12 protein-coding genes are annotated in these 15422 nt (G+C 44.7%); 5 read left to right on the forward strand and 7 right to left on the reverse strand.

The annotated features are described in order from the left end of the window. The first annotated feature begins 120 nt into the window (after positions 1–120). Positions 121–963 (forward strand): LytR/AlgR family response regulator transcription factor, encoded by an 843-nt coding sequence (locus KHS38_RS15505; protein ID WP_213489455.1) that lies wholly within the window; start codon positions 121–123, stop codon positions 961–963. Positions 964–1102: 139 nt separating this feature from the next. Then, positions 1103–2218: a serine hydrolase domain-containing protein gene (locus KHS38_RS15510; RefSeq protein ID WP_213489456.1), complete on the forward strand. Its 1116-nt coding sequence runs from the start codon at positions 1103–1105 to the stop codon at positions 2216–2218. A 133-nt stretch (positions 2219–2351) separates the two neighbouring features. Here KHS38_RS15510 and KHS38_RS15515 read toward each other — a convergent pair whose 3' ends face one another. The 3 genes from KHS38_RS15515 to KHS38_RS15525 all read right to left on the reverse strand — a co-directional run bounded on the left by KHS38_RS15515 (position 2352) and on the right by KHS38_RS15525 (position 6332). Then, positions 2352–4658 carry an AAA family ATPase gene (locus KHS38_RS15515; protein WP_213489457.1) on the reverse strand — a complete coding sequence of 769 codons (2307 nt, stop codon included), beginning with the start codon at positions 4656–4658 and terminating at the stop codon, positions 2352–2354. A 182-nt stretch (positions 4659–4840) separates the two neighbouring features. Beyond that, complete coding sequence (locus KHS38_RS15520) at positions 4841–5929, reverse strand: AAA family ATPase (RefSeq protein ID WP_213489458.1); 1089 nt, start codon at positions 5927–5929, stop codon at positions 4841–4843. A 148-nt stretch (positions 5930–6077) separates the two neighbouring features. After that, entirely contained in the window at positions 6078–6332 is a 255-nt protein-coding gene (locus KHS38_RS15525; protein WP_213489459.1) for a hypothetical protein, read from the reverse strand. 225 nt (positions 6333–6557) lie between these two features. On the opposite strand from KHS38_RS15525, the gene KHS38_RS15530 reads away from it, so the two are divergent. Continuing rightward, positions 6558–8618, forward strand: a complete 2061-nt coding sequence (locus tag KHS38_RS15530; RefSeq protein WP_502887937.1) for a prolyl oligopeptidase family serine peptidase — start codon at positions 6558–6560, stop codon at positions 8616–8618. Between the two features lie 75 nt (positions 8619–8693). On the opposite strand, the gene KHS38_RS15535 is transcribed toward KHS38_RS15530, so the two are convergent. Both KHS38_RS15535 and KHS38_RS15540 read right to left on the reverse strand, forming a co-directional pair. Next, a complete protein-coding gene (locus tag KHS38_RS15535; RefSeq protein WP_213489461.1) occupies positions 8694–9203 on the reverse strand; it encodes a hypothetical protein in 510 nt (169 codons plus the stop codon). 89 nt (positions 9204–9292) lie between these two features. Next, positions 9293–11014, reverse strand: a complete 1722-nt coding sequence (locus KHS38_RS15540; RefSeq protein ID WP_213489462.1) for a S41 family peptidase — start codon at positions 11012–11014, stop codon at positions 9293–9295. A 294-nt stretch (positions 11015–11308) separates the two neighbouring features. Here KHS38_RS15540 and KHS38_RS15545 point away from each other — a divergent pair, with 294 nt between their 5' ends. Then, positions 11309–11875 carry a porin family protein gene (locus KHS38_RS15545; RefSeq protein ID WP_213489463.1) on the forward strand — a complete coding sequence of 189 codons (567 nt, stop codon included), beginning with the start codon at positions 11309–11311 and terminating at the stop codon, positions 11873–11875. 73 nt (positions 11876–11948) lie between these two features. Here KHS38_RS15545 and KHS38_RS15550 read toward each other — a convergent pair whose 3' ends face one another. Further along, positions 11949–13634 (reverse strand): ArnT family glycosyltransferase, encoded by a 1686-nt coding sequence (locus KHS38_RS15550; RefSeq protein WP_213489464.1) that lies wholly within the window; start codon positions 13632–13634, stop codon positions 11949–11951. Between the two features lie 159 nt (positions 13635–13793). Between KHS38_RS15550 and KHS38_RS15555 the strand changes: the two genes are divergently transcribed. Beyond that, positions 13794–14081 (forward strand): hypothetical protein, encoded by a 288-nt coding sequence (locus tag KHS38_RS15555; RefSeq protein WP_213489465.1) that lies wholly within the window; start codon positions 13794–13796, stop codon positions 14079–14081. 68 nt (positions 14082–14149) lie between these two features. Here KHS38_RS15555 and serS read toward each other — a convergent pair whose 3' ends face one another. Next, entirely contained in the window at positions 14150–15421 is a 1272-nt protein-coding gene (serS, locus tag KHS38_RS15560; protein WP_213489466.1) for a serine--tRNA ligase, read from the reverse strand. Between the last annotated feature and the right edge of the window lies 1 nt (position 15422).

The following is a 15422-nucleotide window of genomic DNA, read 5'->3' on the forward strand; positions in this document are numbered from 1 at the left end:
GGTTAAATACTGTAGGCGCTGATAAAAATACCTGTTTTAACATCTATACACACCTAATGTAAAAACCGGCTTAAAATGTTATTTTCAAGCCGGTTTTCAATTGCTTAGCGTAGCTGCATTATGGAAAAAGGATTTAAGGTAAAATATCAGGATCGGGTACTGTTGCCGGTACTTATTCTGGTAATGAATACCGTTAACTTATACATAGCACACCCACATACGTTTTTATCTGCAGGCTTTTTCCGGTCTCTGGCTGAGGATACGGTAGTGGTTGCCGTTTGCTGGCTTGCCATGCGCAGGCTTATACAGAAACTGGACGAACGTTATTCTTTTCAGCAGGGTTTTTTGAAAAGAATAGTTCTTCAGCTGGTATTTACGCTGCTGCTTACCTGTGGGTTGCTGTTGGCTATTACCTGGCTTGCCGAAAATTATTTGTACAAGCGTTCGGTACCGCAGGCGGTATACACCCATCATATATGGGTTTATGCCTTTTGGATTTTGATACAGAATGGTATATACATTACCATGTACATGCTGCAATGGTCGGCTTATCTGCAGGCGCAAAAAATGCCGGCTGCTACTGCGCCTGCTATCGCCCCGGTTTTTGCGCACGACAAGAAATTAGCCATTAAGCTGGGTAATAAAAACATTTTTGTGGATGCTTTAACCATACAATACTGCACCACTTTCGATGACTTCTCGAAAATATACACGGATAGTAACGAGACTTTTTTGATTGAGAAAACGTTGCAGGAAATGGTCTCTATTTTGCCTGCACACCTTTTCTTCAGAGCCAACCGGCAGTATATTTTGCACCGCGACATGATAACCGGTACCGAAAGGATAGAAAACGGCAAGCTGAAATTAATACTCAAGCCCTGCCCGGAATTACCCACCGCGATAACCGTAAGCCGCGCCAAGGCCCCCGAACTGAAAGAATGGCTGCGTATGGCGGTAGCCTGATACGCTTTACCCATAAAAGCACTACACTTCGCCCTTAAAAAGGGCCTGTACTGTCTTCAAAAGCACTTTCTGTATTTTACTATTGCACCATGATTTGCAGCGCTGCAATCAAATGAGTCAAGTAAAAATCTTAAAATTCATGTACAAGTTAATCCTTATCCTGCTTTTAATGCTGGCATGTGGCAGTGTGCCAGCACAGAATATCAATAAGCAAAATACCGTTGCCGAAAATTTTATCCGTGCTACGGTTGATTCGCTACATATACCAGGGCTGGCGGTGGCCATCGTTAAAAACGGTAAAATACTCAAGTTGTCTGCCTATGGTAAAGCAAATTTAGACTGGCAACAGCCAGTAAGCGCACATACTAATTTCCAAATCGCGTCAACCAGTAAGCTGCTGGCCACCACGCTGGCCATGAAAAGTATTTATAATAACAAGCTGCACCTCGACGATGAAGTAAGCCGGTATATTGACAGCGTACCCGCAGCCTGGCAAGGGTTAAAGGTAAGGCACCTTTTTAACCATACCAGTGGTATTAAGGTGTTTAAGCAAAACAGATATGCGCCACTATCGCAGGTAATTAAAGCGCTTAAGGATTCTGCATTGGCTTTTCCGTATGGTACGCGGCAGACCTATGCCAGCGGCGACTATACCGTTCTGCTTTACATCTACGAAAAAATATACAATAAGCCGTACCCCCAGATTGTAAAAGATGAAATTACCGGCCCTATGCACATGGCCGATGGTGCCTTTGACCGCGAACGGTTAGTGAGCGACTGGATGGAAACCGACGTAGTGCCTCAAAAAGCAACCACTTATTATGTAAAGGATGGGCAGCTTACGCCCTACAAATTTTTCTATCCGCAATATACGTATACCGCCGGCGGCTATTTTGCCTCCATAACAGATATGGCCAACTGGGCTGTTGCGATGGATAAGCAGGTGCTGTTTCCGGCAGCTGTAGAAATGCAGTATGCCTACGCACAAGACACTGTAAACGGCAAGTTGTCTGATTTTAGCCGTATTGGATGGGGCGTGGGCAAGCCTAAAGGTATACTGATAGGGGGGCATAGCGGCGGCCCGGCTTTGGGCGATGTAGTGCGTATACCGCAAGCCGGTGTAACAGTTATTGTATTAAGCAATGATGGCGAATTGCTGCCCTACTTTGCCAACGCCATAGCTACTTTTTATGTTGACGGCCTGCCCTTTAAGCGCCGCGTGCCGAAGTTTAAGCGCACGCAAGCATTGCAGTAGCGGCACAATGAATCTGTATCCTCGTCTAAGCCAATCCATAAGTGCCTCGCATGTTGGGTTGGCTTGGTTTATTTATTTCGCATGATGCCTGCAAGCGGGACGCTTGCCGAAGCGACCTAATAATAGAGGTCTTTTAGATGGAAACTAAATCTCTCATTTCTTTAAAATGAATTTCATCTAAATCTTCTAGTATCTTAAATACATCATTTATTATGTTATTTCCTTCTCCTAATAAATTATCAATCGGAGTGTCATGGAAATCGATTTGTTGGTTATGTGAATATTTATTAATAAATCTATATACCTTCTCGTGGCTTACAGATTTTGAGCAACCAGCTTGTAAGAGCTGATTAAAGTCATTTCGTCCTTTCGGAAACTTGAATGTTAAGAATGCCTCTAATAGTTTCCGTGATAGGTTAGATATAAGAAATGCTTTTTCTATATCTAAATCAGACAACTCTTTAAGTTCATTAAGTTTATGGAACACATAGTGATACTCAGAATTAAATTTGATCAATGTATTGTTAGCATTTTTAATAACTGATTGTCTATTCAATGCATTTGAACATTCTACTGAATAAAATCTTGATTTAATTTTTTCGACTTTTAAATTGTTGACCCAATTCGTCTCATTCTTTTTAATAAGCCAATCTCTAACCAGCTTAAAATATTGAAAGTTATGTGTTAATATAAATAACTGTTCTGCTTTTTCACATTCCATTTTGAGGTAAGCATATGAATGGAAAAGGTGGTTGCTATCAAAACTAGAGATAGGATCATCTACGACAATGATTGTTTTATCAATCTGATTTCCATTCTCTTTTAATTTGGATATAAAATAAACAAATGCAATAGCCGTCTTTTCACCCTCGCTTAAATTGTTTGCTGGAGCTGTCTTTTCTCCGCGGATTAACTTATAACCCTTCAAGCTTTTATCAAATTGAAGAGCAATATCACTTCTGCCTAAAAATTTAGCTAAGCTCTTGTTGAACTTTTCTGCACCGATTGCTTCATTTAAAAGGGCATTTTCAAATTTATATACATCTTCTTTAATTAGTCTCAGTTCATTAAATAGTTCATCCCTTTCTTGTAGCACTTTTTTGATCATGCTTTCTAAAGATGAATAATTATCTTTCATTAGTTGCTCACTGACAAAATGTAGCTCTAATTGATATTGTGCCTTTTTTACTATTTCATCGAAGCTTTGATTTTTCAAATTGTGCTTTTCAACAAAATCACTCATTAATATTAAGCTAGTATTCAAGCACTCAAAAACACTGCTTAATTGATCATACTCAAATTCTATTACATCAAATGGATTATGCAATTTTCTGTCAACCACCTCAATAATAGATAAGAGCATATCATGGCATTTTTGAATATTATTTAAATGTACGCTCTTAGAATTAATATAGCTTTCTTGAAATTCTTCGTATAACTCTAGAGACTCCGTGAAGTTTATATTTACTTTTTCTAATACTGTATTTACATAATTCTGAAGGCCCTTCAAAGCCTCCATCATACTTTTATAACTTTGACTAAAATGGTCATTCAGTTCTTTAATACGCTCTTTACTTAACGGCTGTTGACAGAACTCGCAATTGCTATTTTCACTTAAACGATGTAGATCTAAACCTTTCTCAATCCAAGAATTCAATTCAGGGGTTTCTACAAGCCTCTTAATTTGTTTTGAATATATACTTTGTGATAAGATATTTTTTAAGATATCAGCCTTGAAAATGAGTTCTTTGATCTCAATAAGTTTATATTGTTCTAACTGAATGTTTGGTTTTCGATTGGGCTTAATTATATTTTTTAATTCTTTAACCTTATCTACAGCCAAAATTGATGTTTTGCTTATGCTTGTAGCATTGTTTCTAATAAAGGTTGATATTTTAGTCCTATCATAATTTAAGTAGTATGTGTTAGAGGTTTCTATTAGTTCAAATGACTTTTTAACGTTAAATGCCCACTTAGTTAAGCTTTTTTTTAAGTCCTCACTTTGTTTTTCGTATTGGGATTTCGCAGAAGCGTAACTTTCTTCTTTAAGATTTAGGGTAGTTAAAGCTTCTTTATATTTTAGAAGCTCGTCTTTCTTTTCCTCTGATAATATAAGTATGCTATTTGCTTTTGATTGTTCAAAATTTACATTCCTTTCGATAAAGTCTTTGTTAAATACTCGAATGTTAATGTTATTTGATGATACATTTTTATGAGTTATTTCGGGACAAGTGCTTGCTAATACACTGTATTCTGCATCTTCAAAATGATGGTGAGTTTTCTTATCTGTAAGAGATAAAAACAATTTAGTCAATGTACTCTTTCCACTTCCGTTCCACCCATAGAATAAGTTGAACTTTTCGAAAGAATGCAAATCTTTCGCAGGTTTATAGTCTTGAAATATACCAAAGCTTTTAAGTCTGTTTATATTGGTAATCATGATAATTAGGTTTCAGATAAAGATATGTCAAAATATTTTCAAAAAAAGAGTAGATACGAAAGTTCTTACATATTTTAAGAATTTTTATTTCTCACGCTCCCTATGATTGTCCCGCTTTTGGGCATCATAAAATAACCCGTCATCATATACCATAAGCATAAGGCTTGCGAAAACCTTTAATTTTAACTATCCCCTTCACCATCCACCCGCTTCAATACCCGTGCAATATTGGTAACCGGAATGCCGAGGCGTTTGCTGATTTGGCGGTAGCTGAGGCCCAGTTGGTGCAGTTCGGCTATTTTTTGCTGTATGGCTTGGCGGTGCTGCTGGGTATAGGCTTGCAGGTGTTCGCTCTCGTGGGCATGGCCCATAAAATCAAAACATAAATAATTATATTGTTTCAGGATGCGGCATAAGCATACCTGTGCGGCACCGTACTGCTCGGGCGCGCTGCGCTGTTTGATTTGCTTGAGGTAGCGCAGGCCGGGCTGGGTTTGGCTTTCGCCAATGGCAAAGGCGCTGTCGCAAAAGTTGATGAGCACTTTGCTGCCCTGCAAATCATTACGGGTAATAGGCCGGGCCGGGTTGCGCTTGGGCGTATGGGCCAGCACCAGGATGGATAGTCCATACCGTGCGCGCAGGGTTTGCAGGTGTTTCATGAGTTGCAGGGCGGCAGCGGCGGCTTCGGTACCGGTGCGCAGGCAGCTCAGGTTATCTACAATCAAAACGCGGGCTTTGCTGGTAATCAGCAGGTTTTCCAATCCGTTGCTTACAAATTCGTGGTAGCTGGCAAAGCTTTGGGTGCGCACGCAGCCGGGGTTGGGCACCACGCGGTAAAAGCGGTCGCTAAAGCGGTAACGGTCGCGCCCGTCCAGGCTGTAGCGCTGCTCAAACTGGCGCTGGCTCAGTTCAAAATCAAAATAAAGCACATCCTGCGCCGGCACCTGCAGTTCAAACGGCTCCATGGGCTGCCCCGAACTGATGCTTTGCCCTATTTGCACCGCCAGTATGGATTTGCCCACATTGGTATCGGCAAACAAAATGCACAGCTCGTGCTCAAACCAAAAGCCGCCAAACAGTCGTCGCGCGCCGCCCTTGGGTGCGGTATCCAGCCAAGCATTGGCTGGTTGCATAATAAAAGCGCTTTTAGGGTCTACATACGGCTGTACCGTAGCTGCGGCAGGTTTAGGGTGTCGTGCCATCTGGCGTATCAGTTCAATTTCGGCAGGCCGCTCGGCCGAGGGCTCCGCCAGGTAAGTACGAAAGGTCATGAAAAAATAGTGTCGAAAAAGAAAAATAATGGGATTGATAAACGGGCGTGTTTACGGCATTAAAGATAAGCGGCAGGGGCGGCAAATATGGTGACAACGGTGTGTCAGTAGGCGATTAACACTCATAGCTGTTATGGCGAGCGCCAGTTCAATCAGCCCGTTTCAGGCAGTGATATAGCGAAGTGACGGCTACCTTGCCATCGCCCCGAGGCATAGCATGTGTGGAGCAAAAGTACTGACACAAACGTGTCACGAGTATAAATACCTGTACCAAAGTGTTCCGGGTGTTCCAGGGTGTACCACTTTTTTTTGAGCGGCCTCTGCGTGCTGTAAACGGCGTTTTGGGTGTACCAAAGTGTACCACCTGTTCCGCTGTGTACCGGTTTGTTCCGCTTTGTACCACTTCAAAAGTGGTACACCTGTTTCTGAAACAAATTCAGCCTGAAAGTAGCATGGGCAGCAGTCAACCATACCCCCGATTTTGTACTTTGCCTGAAAGTAAGTTAATTAGCAGCTTGCCTGTACCATGTGGTTTTATAAAACCGTTAAATAAGGTAACACAATGAAAAAGATCAGCTGTTTATTGCTACCGGCTGCTTTACTTTGCAGCCATAGCTACGCACAACGTATGAATATTAAACCCGCCGCTTATCCGCAAACGCAAAAAGGAAACGTATCCGATACCTACTTCGGTACCGAAGTGCCCGACCCATACCGCTGGCTCGAAAATGATCAGGCCGCCGATACCAAGGCCTGGGTAATAGAGCAAAACAAGGTAACGCAGGGTTATCTGCAACAAATCCCTTTCCGCGAAGCCATCCGCAAGCGCCTCGAAACCTTGTGGAACTACGAGCGCTACAGCGCACCTTTCCGCGAGGGCCGCTATACCTATTTTTACAAGAACGACGGGCTGCAGAGCCAGGCCGTGCTATACCGCCAAACCGACGGTGGCCAGGCCGAGGTGTTTCTGGATCCTAACCAGTTCTCGAAAGATGGTACCACCTCGCTGGCGGGTATTGAGTTTAGCAAAGATGGCAGCCTGGCCGCCTACCAAACCTCAGCCGGCGGCTCCGACTGGACCAGCGTAACCGTGCTGCACACCCAGGATAAAACCCAGGTGGGCGATGTGCTGAACGATGTGAAGTTTTCGGGCCTGGCCTGGCGCGGCAACGAAGGTTTTTACTACAGCAGTTATGACAAGCCCAAAGAGGGCAGCCAGCTATCTGGCCTTACCCAGCATCATAAACTGTATTTCCATAAGCTGGGTACACCGCAAAGCCAGGATGTGCTGATATTCGGCGGCGAGCAAACGCCGCGCCGCTACGTAGGCGCTCACCTCACCGAGGATGAACGTTTTCTGGTGATATCGGCCGCCAACTCCACCACCGGCAACGAGCTCTACATACAAGACCTCACGCAGCCCGGCAGTCAAATCGTTAACATCGTTGATAACTTTGACAATGAGCACGAGGTGGTAGCCAACGAGGGCAGTCGCCTGTACATCCACACCAACCTGTATGCACCCAACTACCGACTGGTAACTACCGATGTATCCAACCCCCGCACCGGTACCTGGAAAGACCTGATTGCACAAAATAAAAACGTGCTGCAGGTTACTACCGCCGGCGGCAAGCTGTTTGCCCAGTACCTGAAAGATGCCACCGCCTTTGTACAGCAGTATAACATGAACGGTAAGCTGGAGCATACGGTTGAGCTGCCCACCGTAGGCACAGCATCAGGCTTTAAGGCCAAAAAGGAGGAGCAGGAGCTGTACTATACGTTTACTTCTTATACCTACCCCTCAACCATATTTAAGTATAATATAGGCACGGGTAAATCAGAAGTGTATAAAAAGTCGGGTGTGCAGTTTAACCCGGAGCTGTATGAGTCAAAGCAGGTGTTTTACAAATCCAAGGATGGCACCAGCATCCCCATGATTATCACCTACAAAAAAGGGACGGTACTTAATGGGCACAACCCAACATTGCTGTATGGTTACGGTGGTTTTGGCGTGAGCCTTACACCGGCTTTCAGTACCTCAAATATTATTTTACTGGAGCAGGGCGGCATTTATGCTGTACCCAATCTGCGCGGTGGCGGCGAGTATGGGGAAACCTGGCATAAGGCCGGTACTAAACTGCGCAAACAAAACGTGTTTGATGATTTTATTGCCGCAGCCGAATACCTCATCAGCCATAAATATACCTCGAAAGATTACCTGGCTGTTGCCGGTGGCTCCAACGGCGGCCTGCTGGTGGGCGCAACCATCACGCAACGACCCGAACTGTGTAAAGTGGCTTTCCCTGCGGTGGGTGTGCTGGATATGCTGCGCTATAACCAGTTTACGGCTGGTGCCGGCTGGGCTTATGATTACGGTACTGCGCAAGATGGCGAGCAGATGTTCCAGTACCTGTACCACTACTCGCCTTACCATGCCCTCAAGCCAGCCGAATACCCCGCCACCCTGGTTACCACTGCCGATCATGACGACCGGGTAGTACCGGCACACTCATTTAAGTTTGCCGCACGCTTGCAGGAGTATCAAAAAGGCCCTGCCCCGGTACTGATTCGCATCGAAACCAATGCAGGCCATGGTGCCGGCCGTTCTACGGCACAAATCATCGGGCAGGAAACGGATAAGTGGGCGTTTATGTTTACCAACATGGGCGTCACCTTTGGTGGGATGTAAGAAAAGACAGTAATCAACAATAAACAGAAAAGCCGCTTATAAAGCGGCTTTTCTGTTTATTTCATCATTTATCAATTAGTGACCTTTTCCATGTCCGTGTCCGTTACCGCGGCCATTGCCATGACCATTACCGCGGCCTTTATCTTTTTTCCATCCGTTGTGGTTGCCGTTGTTACCTTTCCAATAGTTCTTATATTTTGCATCGCGGCTGTCGCGTATAATCACCTGGTTATGGTTGCCCCTGTATTTAGCGTAACGGGTACGGTAAACATCATTACGCTCCCAAGGGTTGCGGTCATTAATTACCACCTTGTAGCTGTTGTACAGGTTGTAATTGCTGTAACGCGATGGTAAGTTATTGGTGCGTACCCAGCGGTTACCATTTAAGTACACAAACTCATGGGTTGGTACAGAGTAATAAGTATCAATATCGGGCATGTAATAATAATCAGCACGATCATATCCTACCGGTCCCCACTCGGGCTGGCTGCCAATATTAATGTTTAAGCTTACTTGTGCATTTGCAGGTTTTTCGAATGCCAGGGCGCTTACAAAAAGGGCAGCGGCTAATAATATCTTTTTCATCTTATTTGTGAATTTTGATATTATGACAACCAAGTACCATAAAAGTTTAAACACGCAATTGTATCTCTTTAATTACAGTCTGAGTCGGCTTACTTAACTGTATCGGTTTTGGCAGCAGCCAGAGTAACCTGTGGTTTGCCAATTACTTTGTAGCTGCCTTCGCCCTTCAAAATGGCAGCTAACTGGGTTTTATCCTGTAAAACCTTTACTGCTTGGGCCATATCCTTATCATACTTAAAGTTAGCCTCGTAACGGCCTTTTTCGTAATAATAGCGTGCTGCAATTTCGTTTTCCAATATCTGTTTTATCTCGGCTTTATGTACCTGCAAGTCGTTTTTCTTGGTGCTGGCCAGCTTGTTTTTCAGGGCCTCCAGTTCAGGTTGCAGCTCGGGGTACTGCTTGTCTTTAGCGGCTTCGGTTCTAAGCGCTGTAAGTATTTTTTCGGATGCTGTACTGTACGAATAGTTTTTGCCTGCGAGGTATTTCACAAAATCGTCATACTCGGCATCGGTAAGGGTAAAGCCTTTGGCTGCCGCAATTTTAGGGTGCGTATTACGGTACTGGTTGGCATAATCAAACATCAGCAGTTTGCTAACCAGCGTTTGAGTAATGTCGGCAAAGCGCTCCTGCTTCACCATCAAGTCCGGGTAAACGCCGCTGCCATCGTAAACAGACCGGCCAGCCTTGGTTTTAAACTCGTGTAACGATGAGTCGGCCATTTTTACCACGCTGCCATCATCCTTGCGGTGGGCGTAATCAAGCGCCTGTACGCATCGGCCCGATGGTATAAAATATTTGGCAATGGTGATTTTAACCAAACTGTTATAAGGCAAGCTAAAAGTTTGCTGCACCAAGCCCTTGCCATAGCTACGCTGACCAATAATTACGGCCCTGTCCAGATCTTGCAAGGCTCCAGCTAAAATTTCGGAGGCAGATGCCGAGCGACCGTTAACTAATACTACTAAGGGCAGGTTTGGCTCAAGCGGCGTATTTACAGTGCGGTAAACGTAGTTTTTTTCCTTAATCTTGCCTTTTTGCGATACCACTTCCACATCCCGGGCTACAAACAGGTTCACTATCTTCACAGCTTCCTGCAAAATGCCGCCCCCGTTTGAGCGCAGGTCGAGTATCAGGCCGCTGGGGTTATTCTTTTTCAGGCTGGTTAAGGCAGTTGTTACTTCGTCAGCCGAGTTTTCCAGAAACTTATCAAGTTTAATGTACCCGAGGTTGCCCTCTACCATACCAAAGTAAGATACGTTGGGTTGTTTGATCTCGTCGCGCAACAGGCTTTTTTCTACAGCGGGGGCATCACCGCGTTTAACCAGTATTTTAATACCTGCGCCTTTGCTACCTTTCAGCAACTGGCTTACCTGGTCGCTGTTGCGGCTGGTAAGTTCAATATCATTGATTTTAAGGAGCTGGTCGCCGGGACGAATGTCTGCCTTTTGCGCCGGGAACCCTTCAAATACATCGGATACGAATACCTTGCCATCGCGCGAAAATATGCCGGCACCAATACCGCCATATTGGGTACTTACATAATGCAGCTTGTAATCCTCAATCTCCGATTCCGGAACAAATTCCGTATAGGGATCCAACCCATTCAGCATGGCATCAACACCTGTTTTAACCATTTTGGCCGAGTTGATATCATCCACATAATTCAGGTTCACTTCTTTATAAACGGATGCAAAAACATCCAGGTTCTTAGATATCTGGAATAGATCATCTTTGAAGCTCCAGATTGAAGTGGCCAGTAATAAGGCGCCCGCTGCCAGGCCTGCTTTACGGTAAAATGTGGGGAATGCCATAGCCGATGTAAGTATGTATATGCTGTAAATTAAAGGTACAAAAAGCTTTGCGCTTTGCTATGCTGTATACGTTTTTTTACAAGCGATTGTTATTTGCAGTGAAAGAGCCGGTTTTATTTTCAAATCAAGGGGGGCTCCGATATCTTTTATGAGCTATAGCTAATGATAAAAGTTTCATTTTTTCGTTATCATTCAGGCAACGGGAACAGCAGGCGAAAGATAAATATTGGCAATCATTAAACTTTTACCGATAATCGTTACTCCAAAATACATTTTACACACAAACTAAATCATATGAAAAAGCAATTATTAATCTTAGCCCTATTAATAACGGGTGTTGTAAGCGCCAGGGCGCAGGCTATGTTAGGCATTAAAGGCGGTGTCAATTTTTCGAAAATCAATACCGATAACCTGAAAGAATCGAACGTAACCGGCTATCAGGTTGGTTTGTACGGACGGATAGGTAACAGCTGGTACCTGCAACCTGAGTTGTACCTGGGTAGCCGCGGCGGTAAATTTGAAACCAGCAACAATACCACCGATGCTAAAGTAACCTTTACCACCTTAAATGTACCATTATTGGTGGGCCGTAAACTGGTAAGCATAGGCTCCTTTAACATACGTGCTATGGCCGGCCCTATTTACAGCTATAACCTGAGTAAGGATATCGACTTTAAGGGTGCCGTTCAGGATTTTGGGAGTTACAAAAACAGCACGCTGGGCTTCCAGGCAGGTGGTGGCATTGATATCGGTAACCTAACGGCCGATTTACGCTACGAGGGCGGCCTGACCAAAATTAACGAGCGTTACGGGCAGCGCGCCAACTTATGGGCATTAAGCGTTGGCTTTAAAATTTTGTAAGAACTTCATATCAGATCAACTAAAAAGGCCGGTACCTTGCAAGGTACCGGCCTTTTTAGTTATACCGTAGTTACTATTTGATTTGAATCAGGTAATCGGTCGTGAGCTTTTGCGGCCGAGTGTTCGGGTTCAAAAAATCTTTGGTTAACCGGGTAATGCCGTAATCGGTATGCTGATACACCGTGCCGAACTGAAATCCTGATTGGGCCAGGCTTTGTTTTGATTCGGTGGAGGCATAGATCCAAACAGGTTCGCCTTTGGCCCGGCGCGCCTTAATCTCTTCCACGCTGATATCCGGTGCCAGCCGTTGCGCATAAAAATCGAAACCCGAACTGTGATGTTGATATTTAAAAATGCTTTGCGCCGGGATGTGCTCTTGGTTCACCACCCGCGCTAAACCAATTCCTGCCTGGTATTTGTTGAGCAGTTGCTGATAAACGTTGCCATTAAGCAAAACGTTGGTTAATGCAGCCGTTAAGGCCGATGCCGCAACTAATTTGGTAAGCGTATTTTTCTCTGCAATTAACACATATGCCAGTGCGGCTGTCATCACTACAGCTACCGCTCCGGCCGCCCAGTATTCAACCGGGAAACACCAGAAATTAAGCAGAATCAGCAGAAACACAACAACGGCTATTACAAAATACTGCACCCATAGGTACTGGTTAAGCGTTTTCTGCCGGTTGGTTTCCACCTTCAGCATTACCTGCCCGGCTGTAATAATAGCAAAGAACGGAAACAGGATATTAAGGTAATGCGGTAACTGGTAGCCCGATGATGAAATGATGGCAAATATGATAATGATGGTACCGGTGGTTAAAAACTCTGCTTTTTTAAAATACTGAAAACGGTTCTTGATAAAAAACGTCATGCGGTCAAAAAAAGCAATGTAGGTAAGCAGGCAGAAGGGTAAAAACGCCCACAGCAGGGTATGAAAAAAGAAGAAAATATCTTTATGCCCTTTGCCCCACTTGGAGCCATCCAACCGCTCAAAGTTTTGCGACCATAAAATGAATTTTACGCCTGATATATTGCGCATACCCCGCACTTCAATTTCGGGGTGCAGGTCATATTGCAGGTAATAAGCGTATACGCAGGGGCTAATAAATACAGCCCACATCAACACCACCAGTATCCAGCGCCAATTGAACATGGTTTTCCAGTTGCGCTGGTACAGCAGCAAAAAGAACAGGGCCACACAAGGCATTACAAAGCCAATCATGCCCTTGGTGGTAAAAGCCATAGCCAAACCCAATGCTGCCAGTACATAATTATACCAGCGCGAACAAGTAGCAGCCTCTACCAGTTGCCAGGTGGCAAAAACGATGCTGGCTGTTAAGATGGCATCCATACGTACATCATTGTTGGCCAGAAACTGAGCCTGTGCACAAGCATACATTAACGCTGCCAGCAAACCGGCGTTGTGGTTGTACAGCAGTTTGGCTAAACGGTAAGTGGAAAATAGACCCAGTATGGTTAGCAAAAACGAAGGGATTTTATAAGCGATGGTATTGATACCAAAAATATTGAATGATAGCGCCGAAAGCCAGAAATGCAAATGCGGTTTATCCAGGTAGTTCTTGCCGCGATCATCAACCAGGCTCACATAATCGTGGTTTTGTACCATGTGCAGGGCCAGGTTGGCATGGTGCGAAGCATCCTCGTTCATGAGCGGTACGAAGAGGCCAAATACGTAAGCCACCAGTAACGAAAAAAACAGCCAGAACCAGGTTTGGGTATTGATAGGATTTTGCGTCATGAAAATACTTTTACAGTTCGGGATAAAGGCGTAAACCGCTCATCCTTAATTGGGCAAAAATACTCATTTTCAAATAAGGCTTAACGGCTTAATCATAAATCGGCAAAACATTCGGTTTGTGTAAGGTGTTGAAATAAATGTAACCAAAAATTAAAACCCATGAAAAGCATTAAATATATAGCAGCCATCGCATTATTAAGCGCATCATTAACTGCCTGTACCAACAACAGCCGTGATTCGGCCACACTGGGCGGCACTTCCGATACCAGTAATGTACAGGATGGAACTAACGCAGCCGGTTCATCATCCATGACGCCTGATACTGCGCAAAACGGCAGTCATATGCGGGGCGATAGCACAAGCGACAACGGCAATGTAGACCCATCCGGCCATGTAGGTAAGGATTCTATAAACAGCAACCGTAACAGCAGGGCATCGCATCAATAACCTGTTAAATCAAAAAAGCCATTACACTGAATGAGTGTAATGGCTTTTTTGATGCTTTGCCAAATTGCTTAATCTATCCACTCAAAGCGGGTGTAGGGCACCAGCACTTCGGGTATTTTGATACCGTTCTCTGTCTGGTTGTTTTCCAGCAAAGTAGCCACAATACGAGGCAGGGCCAGGGCACTACCGTTTAAGGTGTGGGCCAGCTGGGTTTTACCTTCGGCATTGCGGAAACGCAGTTTCAGGCGGTTGCTCTGAAAAGTTTCAAAGTTAGATACGGATGATACCTCCAGCCAGCGTTGTTGTGCCGCGCTCCAGGTTTCCATATCATAAGTTAAAGCAGCTGTAAAGCTCATATCGCCACCGCATAAACGCAGTACGCGGTAAGGCAAGCCTAATTTTTGCAGCAGGCCTTGTACATGGGCACTCATTTGCTCAATGGTTTCATAAGAATGATCGGGGTGTACAACCTGTACAATCTCTACCTTATCAAACTGGTGCAGGCGGTTTAGGCCACGCACGTGCGCGCCATAGGAACCGGCCTCGCGGCGGAAACATGGTGTATAGCCGCAGTTTTTAACCGGCAGCTCTTCGCCTTTCAAAATTACATCACGGTACAGGTTGGTAACAGGCACCTCGGCAGTAGGTATGAGGTAAAGGTTATCCTGACCTACAAAATACATCTGTCCTTCTTTATCAGGTAACTGACCGGTACCAAAGCCAGAGGCTTCGTTTACCAGCAGCGGCAGCATCACTTCGCTGTAGCCGGCTTTTTCGGCCTCATCTAAAAAGAAGCTGATCAGTGCACGCTGTAGCTTGGCCCCTTTGCCCTTATATACCGGGAAACCGGCTCCGGTAATTTTAACACCTAATTCAAAATCAATCAGATTATATTTAGCGGCCAGTTCCCAGTGTGGTAAAGCACCGGTAGGCAAGGTAGGCTTTTCGCCGTTTTCCAGTACTACTTCGTTTTCTTCGGGCGTTGAGCCTTTAGGTACGCTGCTGTGGGGCAGGTTGGGCAGCAATACAATCTTTTGCTGTAAATCCTGCTCAAAAGATGAAAGCTGCTCGCTGAGTTGTTTAATCTCTTCTTTCCAGGCGCCGGTTTGGGCTTTGATTTGCTCGGCTTCTTCTTTCTGGCCGGTACGCATCAGTTCGCCAATACGTTTGGCGGCTGCATTGGCCTCGGCCGATGTGCCATCCAGGCGGTTTTGTGTCTGGCGGCGTTGCTCATCCAGCTTTATGATTTCGTCAATCAATTCGGGCTGTTTAAAATTTTTTACAGCCAGCCTTTCTAAAACCTGTTCCCTGTTATCGCGGATATAACTAACTTGCAGCATT

Origin of the sequence: Mucilaginibacter sp. Bleaf8 (genome assembly GCF_018390515.1) — a bacterium.
Classification (GTDB): domain Bacteria; phylum Bacteroidota; class Bacteroidia; order Sphingobacteriales; family Sphingobacteriaceae; genus Mucilaginibacter.